Below are 14,908 nucleotides of genomic sequence, written 5' to 3'. Positions count from 1 at the left end.
CGGTGGTCAACGGCAACAGTACTGCCGCTGACCAATATCTGCGCGACGGCTATTGCTCGGTAAACGCGCGGGACATGGAATCCATTACAGGCTTCACGAGATAGCTGAAGAACGTGCGTTCCGCCGTCTGGATCAGCACCTCTGCAGGCATGCCGGGCGTCGGATGGAAGCCATGGACGCGGCTCAACTCTGAGGCGGGAAGCTCGATGCGCGCGACATAGAATTCCTGACCGGGCGCCGTCTGTGCTGCCGGCAGCGCATCCGCTGAAACATAGAACACCTTGCCATTCAGCACTGGCGTGGTGCGTTGGTTGAGCGCCACGAGGCGCACGCTGGCAGCCTGACCGACGCGCACATTGTCGATCTCCGTCCGCTTGATCTGCGTTTCGATGATCAGCGGCACGTCGGCCGGCAGGATCTCCATGATAGCCTTGCCGCTCTCGATGACGCCTCCGGCGGTATGATAGTAGGAGCGTACGACCGTACCGGCCACCGGCGCGTCGATGGTGGCGCGGCGCAGCACGCTGTTCGCCTCGTATTCCTGCTCGCGCACGGTGTCGAGTTCGCCCTGCACCTGCTGCAACTCGCTGAGGGCGGCTTCCCGCTGAACGCCCTTGGCCTGCTCGATCTCGCGCTGATAGCGCACGATCTGCGCCTGGGTTTCCGAAACCTGCGCGCCGAGCTGGCCGAGTTGCCCGAGCGCCTGAGCGATTGCCCGCTGCAAGGCCATCACTTCGGTCGCCCGCAGCAGGCCACGCTTCAACAGGCTCTGTTTGCCTTCCAGCTCCTTGTTGAAGAGCTCGAGCTGGTCCCGCATCGACTTCTCATGCTGGGCATAGCCGTTTGCCCGGAACTCCAGCGACCTGATGCTCTGCTCCAGCATGCTCGTCTCGTTGTTGAGCTTTTCGCGCCACACCTGGAACGCGAGTTGCTGGGACTCGACCATGGCCGCTATTTCCGGATCGCTCATGACTGCAGCGATGGAAGCGGGCACTTCGAACGTGGCTGCATCGGAGATCTGCGCCTTGAGCCGTGCTTCCACGGTTTCAAGCCGCACACGCCGCAGGTAGAGCTGCTTCTGCCGGGCACGTGCTGCGGTTTCGTCGAGCTTGATCAGAGGCTGGTCCGCCTCCACCTGGTCGCCTTCGCGGGCGAGGATGTGCTGGATGATACCGCCTTCATAGTGCTGGACGATCTTGTTCTGACCGGTGGCGACGAAGCGCCCCTGCGATATGACCGCGGCTGCCAGCGGCGCGCTGAACGCCCAAAGGCCGAACCCACCGAAGCAGAACACGAGGAGCGCCATTCCGATCAGGGTCGGCTTGCGGATGGAACGGGGCACATCCGCATACCAGTCACTTGCAGTGGCTTGAGTCAGGTCAGACATCGCATTCACTCGATCTGTTGATGGCCGAAGGAGCCGGTACCGGCATCAAGCGGCATGCCGCGGTTCGCCAGTGCCTGCATCACCTCGTTGCGTGCGCCAAAGAGGGCGACGGTGCCGTTGACCAGCAGCAGCACCTTGTCGACCTGCTGCAGGAGCGACGGCCGCTGGGTAATGGTCACGACGGTGATGTTGTTCTTCTTCGCGTGGCCGAGTGCTCGCATCAGCGCCATGTCGCCTGCGCTGTCGAGGTTTGAGTTCGGTTCGTCCAGCACGACGAAACGCGGGCTTCCGAAGAAGGCGCGGGCAAGCGCGATGCGCTGCTTCTGACCGCCGGAGAGCGGCGAGCCGTCCGAAGCAACCACCGTTTCATAGCCATGCGGAAGGTTGGCAATCATCTCGTGGACGTCGGCAAGCTTTGCAGCCTCGTAGATCTCCGCGTCCGTCGCGTCAGGCCGCATACGGGCGATGTTCGCCTTGATGGTGCCGGGGAAGAGCTGCACGTCCTGCGGCAGATAGCCGATGTTTTCGCCGAACTGGCGGTGATCCCAGTTGCGCAGGTCCATCAGGTCCAGCCGCACGTTGCCGGACGTGGGCAGGATGGAGCCCACCAGCATCTTGCCGAGCGTCGTTTTGCCCGCACCGGAATTGCCGATGATGGCAAGCGACTCGCCCGGCTTCAGTGCGAATGTCACGCCGTTGAGCACCACGCGCTTGGTTCCCTGCGGAACATAGAGCAGCCGCTCCACGTCCAGCCTGCCTTCGGGCTTCGGCAACTTCAGCCGCTCGAAGTTCAACGGCGAAGACGTAAGCAGGTTCGCCACGCGATTATAGGCCGCGCGCGATTGGCTGAACTGGTTCCAGCCCTCGATCGCGCCCTCAATCGGGGCAAGCGCCCGCCCGCCGATGATCGATGATGCGATGACCATGCCGCCGGTGATCTCGCCTTCGATGGCGAGATAGGCGCCCCATCCAAGCATCGCCACCTGGGTGAGCAGGCGGGCGGCCTTGGAGATGGAGGCGAACAGCACGTTTCGATCCTGCGCCAACACCTGCTGTGTCAGCGAATTCGCCGTATCCTTGCCCCAGATGCCGACAGCCTCCGGGATCATTGCCAGCGCATTGATGATCTGCGAGTTTCGCGACATGGAATCGAGGTGCAGGTTCGCCTTGACCTGCGCCGTATTCGCCTCCCCAAACGGCTTTGCGGTGGCGCGCTGGTTTAGGAGCGTCACCACCAGCAGAATGACGCCGGTCAGCACCACGAGCCAGCCGAGATGCGGGTGGATCAGGAACACGGCCACAACGAAGAGCGGCGCCATCGGCGCATCGAGGAAAGAGAGCAGGGTGCGCGACACGAGGAACGAGCGAACCTGCTGCAGGTCTCCGAGCGTCTGGTATTCCTTGCCGTTGCTGTGGAGCGAGGCGCGCGCTGCAGCACTGAGCACCGGGGCGCCCAGCTGGGCTGCGAATTCGACGGCCGTCCGCATCAGGATCATGCGCCGCACGGCGTCAAAGGCCGCCTGCAGGAAGATGGCGCCGACGATGACGATTGTGAGCATGATCAGCGTATCGAGCGAGCGGCTCGTCAGCACGCGATCGGATATCTGGAACAGATAGATCGGGATCGCCAGGACCAGCACGTTACAGGCGATGGTGAACAACATCACGATTGCCAGATTGTGCCGGATCGTCTTCACGGCCGTCTTGAGGCTTGCGGTGAACTCCACCGGAGTCAGACGCTGGTGGAAGGCTGCCTTGGTGGCAGGACCACCACCGTCACTGCCGCCACCGCCTCCATTGGCGGGGACCGGTTTGGGCCGTGCCGGAATTGGCCCATTGTCGCCGTCAATGGTGACAAGACCTTTCACCTGCCGTTTCGTCTCGACCGGCTCAGTTCGTGCTGCGGGTCCTACCGGCTCTGCCTCATGAACAGGCCGGACCGGTGCCGCCTCGGCTTTCACTGGCTCCACGATTGTGAAGGCAGGCTTTGCCGCTGGCGTTGGCTGCGCTTGGGGAGGGGGCTCTGTCCGCACCTGTTGCTTGTCAGCTACCGCAGCCATCTGTGCGGAGGCCGGGCGGGCGGCTGCGGCGGGTTTTGCGGGAGTGGCGCTGACAGTTGGGCTGGCTTTGGGGTTAAGGGAGACGACTGGTGCTGGGGCCGGTTGTCGAACTGCTTGCGTTTGCGCAGCTGATTGAGGTCGTGCAACCATCGGCGGAATGCGCTTCGCGGCCATGCTGATGCGGTCAACCGTCGCCGCATCCTGCAGCTCGCTCAATGCGCTGTCTAGGCTTGCCAGCTCCTGCTCGATCTCCGGCTCGATGGCCTTCAGAGCATCCGTGAGCGACTGTCCCGATGCCTTCGAAACACCATTCTGTGCACCACGCATATTACTGGCGTCGATACTCTTTTCCGACATTTTTGCGCCTCTTGGAGATCAGTCTGCAATCATGCAATCGTCCCGATGCGTTCGGAAACGCACCGGCTTAGCCCAGCATGCTTTGCACCCCATCGCCGTGCTGATCGTAGGGAATGATGTCGTTAGGAGTTCCGATGACGGTGTCTCGCGCGGTGCTATCCTCAAGAGCGTCGCTCAGGAAGGCCACGGCCTCGTTGACGAGCGCGTCCGCATTCTGCCAGCCGACGCCCTCGGGCGACGTGCTGATGATATCTGCCTGCACAAGCAGCTCTTGCGAGTATTGATTGCCGCCGACATAGGTCGTGCCGAGTGAATCCAGGTCGTTGATCGCGGCAAGATTGACGAGCGCGTTGTTGCCCGTCGAGATGGTCCAGTCGCTATTCTCGAACATTCCGGATTTGTGCATGGCGAGCGCCAGCTGATCCGCATCGCCGAGCATGTTCGTCTGGCGGATATACTGGACGTTGATCATGTCACCGTCGATGTAGAGCACGCGCAGCGGCCCGGAACCCGCAAAGGCCGGGTCGGACGCCAGAGCGTTGACCGAATGGTCGCCATTGGTCATGCCCGTGACGGCCTCGCGGTAGTCGTCCGACATCGCCTCGTATTGGCCGCCGATATTATGGATATACGCCTCATTCCACAGCAGGTTGCCGGACGTGTCGTACTGTCCTGATCCCGAGGTATGGAAACCGTCCACCGCACCGATCATGTCGTTGTCGTAGAGGACGTTCATCTGCTGGATCACATTGATATCGTAGACAGAACCGCCAATCACGATGAGATCGTAGGCAAAGCCCAGCTCGTAGATATCGATGGTGTTTACGCCGGTGTTCTGCCCGGAATAGATCATGCTGGTGACGCCGGAAGACGAAGCGATGCCGATGTCATTGTCGGTCATGAAGGTAATCTGCTGCAGCCAGTTGACGATCAGCAGATCGCCTTCCACTTCGGTCACGACCCAGTTTGACGGGAAGGATCCGGTAGCTGTGCCGCTGGTCCCTTCGCCTGGGTCCGTCCGGTCGAAATGAGCGATGTTGAATGTCTCGGTGCTTTTGCCCGAAGTGGCCCAGCTATCGAGCAGGCCGCTGACGGAATCCTGATCCGCGTAGGCGTTGACCTGCGAGATGACATTGAGCTCGGTATGGTCGCCTAGCACGGCCATCACCACGCCGCCGGTCCACAGACTGTTCACCACGGCGCTGTTTACCAGCGTGTTCTGGGCCATTTCCACCGTGACCGATTGATCGACAACGGCGATTCCATCGTCGGTCACAACGGCATTGTTGGGCAATTCGTCGTCAATGCTTGGAACTGCGTCCAACCGGTCCTTGAACGAGAAATAGTCGTCGAGGTTCGGCGCCTCTTCGACGAGCTCGCCGTTTACAAAGATACCTTCGATCGAGATACCCTTGGCGACGAACACACCCTCAGGTGCGGTCTCCGGATCTTGCGCTTCGATATAGTCGATCAGCGCGTCCGAAAAGTCCTTCAGCGCCTCTGCATTGCCCGGAATGTCGGGCCCGGCCTGGAACAGGAATTCGCTGGCCTCGGCTGCCAGCTGCAGCACCGGTGCATCGCCGATCGCGTCGGGGCTGAACTCCAGCCCGCTTCCGCCAACGTTGAAATTGTCGTCGTCGGACAGGCCGATCATCTGGTTGACGTAGTTGGCGACGGATCCGACTGTCGGGATCTCCGGCAGTATCACGCCGGCGCCACTCGACATGACCGCCGCCTTCATCATCATGGTATGAGAGACCTGCAGGTTTTGCGGTCCCAGATCGACCTTGATGTTCTGGTACGGCAGGAAGGGCACGTCACCCTTGACGATATTGATGGATGAGGGCTGCCATTTCACGCCGGGTACGAAATCCACGAGCTGATGGTCGTGATGAAACTCGGCTGAGACTTCTGGCAGGGTTTCGGTGTCTGGCCGTGTTTGGGAAGCGATAAACTCGTCGTAAGCAGTCCGCTCGCGAGCGTCTTCCACGATAGTTCCGAACAGGCCTATGAAATGCGCAATCGCTTCCGACGTTTTGTCCAAAAGCATGGCCAACGTCCTCCCAAGCGGTGTTTCCCGCTGATTTTTATCGTTGTCATTTGCACGGGAATTGCGCGGTTGCCCGCGCAATTCCTTGTTGATGCTTGCATGTTTTCAGCAGCAGTGAGGCATCAGGATCAGGCTGTGCCGTCGTCCCCGTCTTCGCCTACGACTGTGCTTGTCAGGTCGCCGCCGACGATGGTCATGTCGACTGCGTTCTGCATCAGGTTCGCACCCATGACGATTTCCTGATTGAAGGCGCTCGTATCGACGATCGCATCGGCGCTTGCCGTGCTGTAGCCGTTGACGAAGCCGTCATCGCCGTTGTTCGATCCCCAGATACCGCCGTCGCCGCCAGCACCGCCCATGCCGGTGCTTGCAAGACCGCCTGCGCCACCGATGGCGTCGCCGCTCGCTGCCCAGCCAGACAGTGCGGTGCCACCGACGCCGGTTGACCATGCGCCACTCAGCCCATCGCCAGCAGCGCCGCCAACTGCAGCTGCATCGCCGCCGTTGCCGCCAATCGAGGCAGCTGCGCCGCTGATGGCGTCGCCAACCGTAGCTGCACCGCCAAAGCCGGAGCCGCCTGCGCCGCCGTCACCGCCAGTGCCTGCGCCGTTGCCCTGGCCCATGCCGGTACCGCTGCCACTTCCGGTAGCACCGCCGCCGGCGCCGCCGTATCCAGCCGTGTTGGCGCCGCCTGCGCCGCCGGCGCCTGCGCCACCAGAAGCACCGCTTCCGGCAGAGTTACCGTTACCGCCACCGTCGCCGGCATTGATCGGGAAGTCCTGATCAGCGATCAGGCCGAGGCCGAGACCGATTGCGCCGCCGCCATCGCCAGTACCGGAGGCATCGCCGCCCGTACCGTCGCCGCTATCGCCGCCGTCGCCGCCGTTCGAGGGATCGGAGTTGCCGCCTTCACCGCCAGCGCCTGCCAATGCAAGTCCGGCGCCAAGGCCAAGGCCGAGACCCAGACCGAGACCCAGGCCGGTGCCGCCGGCGCCACCGCCAGCGCCTTCACCGCGTCCTGCGTCGGCCGTACCGCCATTGGCTGTTCCGGAAGTGGCGCTGCTGCCACCACCAAAGCCGCCGTTCGCCGCACCAGTGCCGCCGAGACCGCCGAAGCCCGTGCTGGTGGCTGGTCCGCCAGTGCCTGCTCCGCCGGCTGCATCGCCGCTGGTCGCCGTACCGAGGTTCAGCGCAGCGCCGCCGCTTGCGTCAGCACCGCTGCCACCGCTGCCACCGCTACCACCGGCATCGATGCCGTCAGATGCGAAGGCCATGCCGCCATTGACGTTGAAGTCCTGATTGAACGCGTCGTCATTGCGGACCTCTGCGTTCTCCAGGTAGTCATCGTCGGACATGTTGGCGATCTGGTTGATCGCGTTACCGACGTCATTTCCCTGACCGTTCAACGAACCATTGAGAACATTCTCAAAGTTCACGTTGAACATCTGCTCGATGGTCGAGTCGGTGAGATCGATGTCGGCAAAGTCGTCATCCGACGGTTCATAGCCGGTGAGATCGATGCCGACGTCAACCGTGACCGCAGTGGCGTTCAGGTTTGCGTTGGCATTGAAATTGCCGTTCGCATTGAAGTTTCCATTGGCGTTCAGGCCAACGCTTGAGCTCTCAGCGGAAGCTCCGGCACCGGCGCCTGAAACGGCGCCCGCACCTGCACCGGCAAGGCCAATGCCTGCGCCAATACCAAGACCTGCACCCAGGCCAGCACCGAGACCTGCGGAAGCAGATTCAGAAGTACTAGACTGGTTTTGATCCTGATTTTGAGTTTGATCTTGGGTCTGATCCTGTTCCTGAGACGGATCGCCGTAGTTGTTCTTGTGATCGTAGTTATCACGATTCTTGGACTTACCACCCATGGTTCCATAACCTCTGGCTAAGAACCGCTACGGCTTGACCTCAATTCATCTCCTTTGAGATCTTCACTGTAGCGGTAGCTGTTTCTGTTATGCTTGGCGCTATCCCGCTGGATTGGGGGTGCACCTGTTCGGGTTGTGCTCGTGCTTGATGGTCAGCTCCTCCTCTGTCCGATTGACTGAAGATCCAAGGTCGAATGCTGCGATCTGCTCACGGCTCCCCGTTGCTTGCCCCAGCACACCAATGGGCAGTATCCGCAGCCGGTCAGAGACCTGATCTTCAGGGGGTGAGTGTGTCGGCAGAAGCGCCTGATCGTAAGATCGCACTTGGGAGTAGCGCTAAGGCCGGTAACCACGACATTGGTGACTACGCGTTCAGAACGCACCTCATTTAGGTTGAGGGGAGGTGCCGCCTACCACTTTCAGCTGATTTGCGCGGCCCTGCGTCAGGAGTATCTTTCAGATATCGGGGGTAGGATGTCTCTATGAGCTCGCAAGCGCTAACGACTGACAATGAGAACGGGAGTTCTCGGCCTTCGCGATCCCTTGCGTCCACTGCGATGCAGAACATTCTGCTGCTCGTCGGCCAGCTCAACTATACGTGGACCAACACCGAAAGCCTGCTGATCTATCTGATTGGCGGCCTTGCCCGTGTGGACAAGGAAACGGCGATCGTTATTTTCCTGACGCTCAACACGACGCGCGCGCGCGTCGATCTGGTGGAGCGGTTGGCCAAGATGCCCAAGACCGATCCGGAACTGCGCGATCAGGTGCTGGATCTGATGAAGAGCCTGTCGAAGGAGTCAGCTCTTCGCAACAAGTTCAATCACTGCATCTATTCCTTCGACCCCGACAGCGGCCGTGGCGCGACCCAGCTGATGCGCATCTTCGACGACAAGGAAGAGATCAAGTACGGAAAGGTCGAAAGCCTGGACGACAAGGAAATTGCCAGGATCCGGAAAAGCATCCGGTCCATCACCGCCATCAACAAGCAGATTTGGGAAATCGCGCGGACGCACAATTTCCCGGTTTAAGTACGCCATCCGAGGAAGCGGTTCTCGATCATGCCGATCAGCCAGCTGACCAGCAGGCCGAGCACCGAGAGAATGGTCACGCCGGCAAACAGGCGCTCCAGATTGTAGAGCGAACCGGCTTCGAGGATATATGCGCCCACGCCATACTGAGCGCCCAGCATCTCCGCCGCAACGAGCAGGATGATGGCGATCGAGATCGAGACGCGCAGGCCGGACAGGATGCCGGGGAATGCGCCGGGCATCACGATCTTGCGTACGATCGACCACCACGAAAGCCCGAAGCTCTGGCCCATGCGGATAAGGCTGCGATCGACGTTGTCCACCGCGCCATAGGTGGCGACGACGGTCGGCGTGAAGGTCCCGAAGGCGATCAGCATGTACTTTGACATTTCGTCGATGCCGAACCAGATGACGAAGAGCGGCAGCAGCGCGATCTTGGGGATCGGGAAGAGGGCGGCGATCAGCGGCACCATGCCGGCGCGGGCGAGGCTGAAGAGGCCGATCATCACGCCGAGTGCGATGCCGACGCTTGCACCCAGTGAAGCGCCGATCACCAGACGCTGCATCGAGGGGATCAGGTGCTCCCATAGGAGCCCCGTCTGGTAGAGCTGGACGAAGGTTTCCAGAACGGCCGATGGACGGGGCAAAGTCAGGTTCGAGATGAAGCCCATCCGCGTGCCGAGTTCGGCAAGGGCAATCAGCACGACGAAGACCAGCGGACCGACGAAGCGCACCTTCTGCGGCGCAAACCCGCCGCCGCGAAACTTGACCGGGCGCGCTGTCGTATCGGAAGTGGCGGTGATGTCAGTCATCGATCAGCTCCAGGTCTGCGGCCATGGCTTCGTCGCGCATGAGGTTCCAGAGACGGCTTTGCTTCTCGTCGAGGTCGGGATCACCGTTGCTGCGTTGGGCAAGCGGCTTGTCGATCTCAACGATCTCGCGGATCTTCCCCGGACGCCGCGACAGCACCACGATCTTGTGGCCGAGCCGCACGGCCTCTTCCAAGTTATGCGTCACATAGACGGCGGTGAAAGGCTGGCGGGTCCACAGCGACACGAGGTCTTCCATCAGAAGTTCGCGGGTCTGGCTGTCGAGCGCGGAAAGCGGCTCGTCCATCAGCATCACGGCAGGGCTGACCGCAAGCGCACGCGCAATTGCCACGCGCTGGCGCATGCCGCCGGAAAGCTGCTTCGGCAGGGCAGTCCGGAAGTCCGAGAGCCTTGTGCGGGCAAGAACGTCGGTGACGATCTCTTCCATCTGAGACGCCGGAAGCTTGTGGTCCTCAAGCACGAGGCGGATGTTTCCTTCCACCGTGCGCCATGGCAGCAGTGCAAAATGCTGGAAGATATAGGTAAGCGGATTGAGCGAACTCGCCGGCGCCTCGCCGATCTGCAGGACCGATCCGCCTGAGGGCCGCTCCAGCCCGCCCATAAATCGCAGCAGGGTCGATTTTCCGCATCCTGAAGGTCCGATGATGCACACGATCTCGCCCTGCGGAATCCGCAGCGTGATATCGCTGAGGACCTCAACGGGACCATAGTGATGCTGGACGTTCTTCAGGAGCAGTTCCATGATACGCTTCACCGGCCCATGAGGCCGGTGTCCGGATGTGCATTCACTTCAGGCGAATGCAGGTTGATCCTCGGGAGGCGCTGGACGGTTCCGCGCCTCCCTTGATTGGCAGGCGTCAGATGATCTCGACGTAGGAGGTGTCGAACAGGATCTCGTTGTTGATGTCCTTGTTCACCATGCCTTCGGACTTGAACCAGTTGAGCTGGTCTTCAACCGAGCTGAGGGCAAGCGCGCAGTTCTTGTTGACGCGCATCGCGCCGCTGATGAGCGTCTCTTTCGCCTCTTCGGCCGGAGCGTCCATGTCGATGTACTTGTGCATGATGGCGGCGATGGCATCCACCTCGTCAGCGCCAGCCGTCTTGTCGACGAAGGCCGCGTTGTAGTCGTCGATTGCCTTCGAATAGGCGCGCAGGAAGGCTTCCGTCTTGGCGCGGTCGCCGGCGTTCTTGGTCGAGGTGAAGACCGTGGTCACCTGATAGGTCGGGATGTAGTCGGACACGACGCCGATCTGCTTGGCAGCGCCCGATGCAAGAAGCTTGTTGGCGACATTGGCCTGGATGGTCCAGGCGTCGATCTGGCCCGTGCTGAGCGCGCCGACGACGGCGCCGAGCTTCTGCAGCGGACGCAGCGTGATCTCCGACAGCGGGATGTTGTTGGCCTGCGCGATCTTGTGGATCATGTAGTGGAAGGACGAGCCGGCCGTGGTGATGCCGAAGGAATGGCCACCCAGCTTGTCAGCTGAAGTAAGCCCTGCGTCATAAGCCTTGGTCGAGGCGAGCAGCAGGTTGCCGACCACGCCCTTTTCTTCGGCGAGGGCGCCGCCGATGACCTTGACCGCACCCTTCTCGGCGAGGCTCACGAGACCGCCGCTCATGGCGGTGACACCGTAGTCGGCATCGCCGGAGGCGATGGCAACGGCCATCGGCTGCGCTGCCTCGAAGAACTTCAGCTCGACATCCAGACCTTCATCCTTGAAGTACCCGCGCTCGAAAGCGAGATAGCTCGGAGCATGGCTGGCAAGCCGCGTCACACCCAGGTTTACCTTGGTGTTGGCGAAGGCCGGGCGGCCGAAGGCGGCCACCGCGCCAGCCGCGCCCATGCCGGCGAGGATATGTCTGCGATTGAGCGTGAAGTTCGTCATTCCCGTTTCTCCCGATCTCGACCTTTGAGGCTGTCGATTAGTATCTCACATAGTTCTAGTGCCAACGGGCGTTGAACGCTATGCCCATTGCCGGCAGCCTGCTTTACATGTTCAGCGACTATCCCACTATCCCTTTGAACGGAACTACTCTTTCTCAGATAGACGGGGAAAAAGGCGTCCGCCCACGAACGGAGCGCCGGCCACCACGGTCACCAGCCGCACCACGTGATGCACGACCACGAAGCCAAGGTCCGCACCGGTCACCAGCGCCACTACCGCCATCTCGGCCTGCCCGCCGGGAGCAAAGGACAGGAATGACTCGATGGTCGGTGCACCGCCGACCAGATGGGCGATGACGGTGAAGATCGTGGCGAGGACAGCGAGCAGGAGTGCGAAGAAGATGCCTGCAAGCACGTCGTGGCGCAGCTCGCGCAGGGTGGTTCCGACATAGTGAACGCCAACCCCGATCCCGACGAAGAATTGGGCGAACAGAATGGCTTCTGCGGGCGGGCGAAAATGCAGAATACCTACCAGCGAGAGGATGGCAGAGAGCAGGAACGGGCCGAACAGGGCCGGGCCGAAAAGCCTGAGCTTTACGGCAATCCACCACCCACCAAGGGCTGCGAGCGCCATGATGAGCAGCTCAAGGACCGGCATTTCCCAGATATGCGTGCCGATGGAACGGCTGAAGGTGACGCCGTAGACCTGCGACAGCAGGATCGGAACGGTCGTGGTGATGATGAGCAGCCGCGATGCCTGGACGAGCGAAATCGTGCGGGGCTTTCCGCCTGCTTCCGCGCCGAAATACACCATATCCTGCAGTCCTCCGGGCATGGAGGCGAAATAGGCCGTCGCCCGGTCGTAGCCGAACACCCGGGTGAAGAACGGCACACCCACGAGCCCGATGACGATGACATAGATGGGCACCAGCACGACGGTTCCTGTCATTGCCGGAACCTGGGCAAGCAGGGCAGGCGTGATGCTGGCACCAACGGCGACGCCAAGGATGCAGCGCGAGGCGACGCTGAAGGGCTTCGGCTCCTTCAGGGGCACGCCGGAGAGGGCGGCGATCAGGCAGGCGGCCATCGGCCCGAACAGGAAGGGCAGGGGAAGTCCGAGAACCTCGAAGACCAGCACGCCCACGGCCGCGATCGCGACGCTTAAGGCGAGGCGCTTCTTTCCATCGAGTTCCAGGGGCTTCCGCATCACGATCAGGCTTTCTGCGACTTTGGTGTGCCTGGGAGAGGCAACGCACAATAGGTACGAGCAACGGCGGAATCGAGTGGTTTAGGGGTGCGGACGACGCGACGGCCAACAAATCCCCAGAGGGTTCTGTTCCTTTGTTGCAAAGAGAACAAACCCACTAGTCGGCTCCACCAGCCGGAGCAAGGGCTTCGCCGGAAATGTGTTATGCATGTTACGCAAGGCTGTTCTTCCTGGTTGCATCACCTCGAGCGGGTGCGGTTCTTGACGGCGGTCGAATGATCTTCCATCACAGGGCAAAACCCAGGGGCCGAACACATGACCGAACAATCGACGAACCTCACCTATCTCCTGCCGGACGACATGCCGCCGCCCTTCGCCTCCTATAGCCATGGCGTGGTGGTGAAGGCAGGATCGGACATGGTTTTCTGTTCGGGCCAGCTCGGCATCGGCAAGGATGCCGAGGTTCCGCAGGATGCGGGCGCGCAGGCTGAACTCTGCTTCAAGAACGTCGAATCCATCCTGAAGGCCGCCGGCATGAGCCTGAAGGACGTTGTTCGTATCAACGCCTACGTCACCGACCGCGCCTACATGCAGCCCTACATGACGGTCCGCGACCGTTTGTTTGGCAAGCCTGCACCGGCCTCCACCCTGATGATCGTCTCGGGCTTCACCCGCGAGGAGTTCAAGGTGGAAGTGGAAGTTGTGGCGGCCAAGCGCACCTGACCTACGGGATGATATATGGCTGGATCGACCGGCTGAGCGGGTGGAACGACAGCTTTGCCTTCAGCGGGGGCACGGCGCGCTGTGGGCAGTTGGTCCGCTCGCAGATACGGCAGGAAATGCCGATCGGCTCGAATACATCCCGGTTCGCAAGGTCGAGCCCGTCCGCATAGACGAAATCCTTCGCGTAGGAGATCTCGCAGCCGAGCGCGATGGCATAGCGCCGGTGTGGAGCCTTATAGCCGCCCACGCTCTTGCTGACTTCCGTAGCAATGGAGAGATAGCGTACGCCATCCGGGGTCTCGGCCAGCTGCCGGATGATGCGCCCCGGGGCCTCGAATGCCTGATGCGCATTCCAGAGCGGGCAGGCCGCACCAAATCGTGCAAACTGCAACCTCGCCGCACTGTGCCGCTTGGTGATGTTTCCCGCCCGGTCGAGGGTCGCGAAGAACACCGGCACGCCCTTCATGCCGGGCCGCTGCAAGGTCGAAAGACGGTGCGACACCTGCTCGAGGCTTGCTCCAAACCGGGTCGACAGCAGCTCAAGGTCGTGTCGCAGCTCCTTCGCTGATGCCATGAACGTCTGATACGGCAGGATCAGCGCTCCGGCAAAATAGTTCTGCAGGCCTATCTTGCAGATCTCCGACGCTTCATGTGTGCGGAAATCGGCATTGGTGATGATGCGCTGGATATCCGCCTGCTGCTCCAGTGCCGCGATCTGGTAGGCCATCTGGAAGGTGCGGGTCGCGGGCGGCGAATAGGAATTCAGGAACAGCACGCGCGAAGCCGGATCGAAGCGTCTCAAGAGGTCGTTGCCGGGCGGGGCGCGCATGATGCGGACATTGTGCGTCTGCTCCAGATATTCCGCGATGGCAGCTTCGGCATTGCGTTCCGGCAGGTCGAGTTGCGCGGCGAGCTTTTCAGCCGCCACGTCCAGATCGTGGATGTAGTTGTCCACGAAATGGAAGAAATCGCGCACTTCCTCGAAGGCGGTCGGCTCCGACAGGGCGCTGGAGCGTCCGAGCTGGTTGTCGAAACTCGCCAGCTGCTCGCTCGTACGCCGGTAGGCCTGATGGCTGGCGATCAGCGAATGCGCAAAGCCGGGAGCATTCTGCACGACAAGCTTCAGCTCCTGCAGGCTCGGCGAATAGCCGTCGAAGATCGGATCGGCCAGGGTCTCCACAAGCGCCGAGAGCAACCGGTCGTCGTCGCCCGACGCAAGGGACCCGATCTCGATCTGGAACTTTTCAGCAAGAGCGAGCAAAACCGCAGCTGACACAGGCCGCTGGTTGTTTTCGATCTGGTTCAGATAGCTGGTTGAGATACCAAGGCGTTCGGCAAACGCCGCCTGTGTGGCGCGATTGGCCTCACGCAGTTCCCGCACTTTCCGACCGATGAAGAGCTTGCCGTAGGACATTTGCATTTTCGCAATTTACGTTTAGCAACTTTCGAATATATACATTTGCACACTTTCATGGCTACACTTTTTTTCAGTCGCATCTATCACCGAAAG

At 61.2% G+C, this 14,908-nt stretch carries 11 protein-coding genes; 2 read left to right on the top strand and 9 right to left on the bottom strand.

Annotated features, from left to right (window positions below; translation table 11 throughout):
- Window positions 1-49: 49 nt before the first annotated feature.
- From IEX27_RS08525 to IEX27_RS08510, 4 genes are all read right to left on the bottom strand, one after another.
- A complete protein-coding gene (locus IEX27_RS08525) occupies window positions 50-1,387 on the bottom strand; it encodes an HlyD family type I secretion periplasmic adaptor subunit (RefSeq protein ID WP_188720615.1) in 1,338 nt (445 codons plus the stop codon).
- Window positions 1,388-1,392: 5 nt separating this feature from the next.
- Window positions 1,393-3,804 (bottom strand): type I secretion system permease/ATPase, encoded by a 2,412-nt coding sequence (locus tag IEX27_RS08520; RefSeq protein WP_244630292.1) that lies wholly within the window; start codon window positions 3,802-3,804, stop codon window positions 1,393-1,395.
- A 67-nt stretch (window positions 3,805-3,871) separates the two neighbouring features.
- On the bottom strand, window positions 3,872-5,854 hold the full coding sequence (locus IEX27_RS08515; RefSeq protein ID WP_188720614.1) for a hypothetical protein: 1,983 nt from the start codon (window positions 5,852-5,854) through the stop codon (window positions 3,872-3,874).
- Window positions 5,855-5,982: 128 nt separating this feature from the next.
- Window positions 5,983-7,725, bottom strand: coding sequence for a hypothetical protein (locus IEX27_RS08510; RefSeq protein ID WP_188720613.1), 1,743 nt, complete (start codon window positions 7,723-7,725; stop codon window positions 5,983-5,985).
- 557 nt (window positions 7,726-8,282) lie between these two features.
- Here IEX27_RS08510 and IEX27_RS08505 point away from each other — a divergent pair.
- Window positions 8,283-8,756 (top strand): hypothetical protein, encoded by a 474-nt coding sequence (locus tag IEX27_RS08505; RefSeq protein WP_188720612.1) that lies wholly within the window; start codon window positions 8,283-8,285, stop codon window positions 8,754-8,756.
- Here IEX27_RS08505 and IEX27_RS08500 read toward each other — a convergent pair.
- From IEX27_RS08500 to IEX27_RS08485, 4 genes are all read right to left on the bottom strand, one after another.
- Window positions 8,753-9,568, bottom strand: a complete 816-nt coding sequence (locus IEX27_RS08500) for an ABC transporter permease (protein WP_188720611.1) — start codon at window positions 9,566-9,568, stop codon at window positions 8,753-8,755. The two genes, IEX27_RS08505 and IEX27_RS08500, sit on opposite strands and share 4 nt — an antisense overlap.
- The gene (locus tag IEX27_RS08495) at window positions 9,561-10,328 is read right to left on the bottom strand and encodes an ABC transporter ATP-binding protein (RefSeq protein WP_188720610.1); all 768 of its coding nucleotides are present in this window, start codon (window positions 10,326-10,328) and stop codon (window positions 9,561-9,563) included. The genes IEX27_RS08500 and IEX27_RS08495 overlap by 8 nt, the downstream gene beginning before the upstream one ends.
- A 115-nt stretch (window positions 10,329-10,443) precedes the next feature.
- Complete coding sequence (locus IEX27_RS08490; protein ID WP_188720609.1) at window positions 10,444-11,469, bottom strand: ABC transporter substrate-binding protein; 1,026 nt, start codon at window positions 11,467-11,469, stop codon at window positions 10,444-10,446.
- 144 nt (window positions 11,470-11,613) lie between these two features.
- Complete coding sequence (locus tag IEX27_RS08485; RefSeq protein WP_188720775.1) at window positions 11,614-12,675, bottom strand: AbrB family transcriptional regulator; 1,062 nt, start codon at window positions 12,673-12,675, stop codon at window positions 11,614-11,616.
- 315 nt (window positions 12,676-12,990) lie between these two features.
- Here IEX27_RS08485 and IEX27_RS08480 point away from each other — a divergent pair, with 315 nt between their 5' ends.
- The gene (locus IEX27_RS08480) at window positions 12,991-13,398 is read left to right on the top strand and encodes a RidA family protein (protein WP_188720608.1); all 408 of its coding nucleotides are present in this window, start codon (window positions 12,991-12,993) and stop codon (window positions 13,396-13,398) included.
- Between the two features lies 1 nt (window position 13,399).
- Here the strand turns inward: IEX27_RS08480 and IEX27_RS08475 are convergent, their stop codons facing one another.
- Window positions 13,400-14,812 (bottom strand): helix-turn-helix domain-containing protein, encoded by a 1,413-nt coding sequence (locus tag IEX27_RS08475; protein WP_188720607.1) that lies wholly within the window; start codon window positions 14,810-14,812, stop codon window positions 13,400-13,402.
- Between the last annotated feature and the right edge of the window lie 96 nt (window positions 14,813-14,908).

It is taken from the genome of Nitratireductor aestuarii (assembly GCF_014641695.1).
Lineage (GTDB): Bacteria > Pseudomonadota > Alphaproteobacteria > Rhizobiales > Rhizobiaceae > Chelativorans > Chelativorans aestuarii.
Note: the sequence above shows the minus strand (reverse complement) of the source record. Positions and strands in the feature narration are given on the sequence as shown.

Coding starts and splice junctions, on each gene's coding strand:
- IEX27_RS08525 (WP_188720615.1), bottom strand. CDS start 1,387: ATGTCTGACCTGACTCAAGCCACTGCAAGTGACTGGTATGCGGATGTG.
- IEX27_RS08520 (WP_244630292.1), bottom strand. CDS start 3,804: ATGTCGGAAAAGAGTATCGACGCCAGTAATATGCGTGGTGCACAGAAT.
- IEX27_RS08515 (WP_188720614.1), bottom strand. CDS start 5,854: ATGCTTTTGGACAAAACGTCGGAAGCGATTGCGCATTTCATAGGCCTG.
- IEX27_RS08510 (WP_188720613.1), bottom strand. CDS start 7,725: ATGGGTGGTAAGTCCAAGAATCGTGATAACTACGATCACAAGAACAAC.
- IEX27_RS08505 (WP_188720612.1), top strand. CDS start 8,283: ATGCAGAACATTCTGCTGCTCGTCGGCCAGCTCAACTATACGTGGACC.
- IEX27_RS08500 (WP_188720611.1), bottom strand. CDS start 9,568: ATGACTGACATCACCGCCACTTCCGATACGACAGCGCGCCCGGTCAAG.
- IEX27_RS08495 (WP_188720610.1), bottom strand. CDS start 10,328: ATGGAACTGCTCCTGAAGAACGTCCAGCATCACTATGGTCCCGTTGAG.
- IEX27_RS08490 (WP_188720609.1), bottom strand. CDS start 11,469: ATGACGAACTTCACGCTCAATCGCAGACATATCCTCGCCGGCATGGGC.
- IEX27_RS08485 (WP_188720775.1), bottom strand. CDS start 12,675: ATGCGGAAGCCCCTGGAACTCGATGGAAAGAAGCGCCTCGCCTTAAGC.
- IEX27_RS08480 (WP_188720608.1), top strand. CDS start 12,991: ATGACCGAACAATCGACGAACCTCACCTATCTCCTGCCGGACGACATG.
- IEX27_RS08475 (WP_188720607.1), bottom strand. CDS start 14,812: ATGTCCTACGGCAAGCTCTTCATCGGTCGGAAAGTGCGGGAACTGCGT.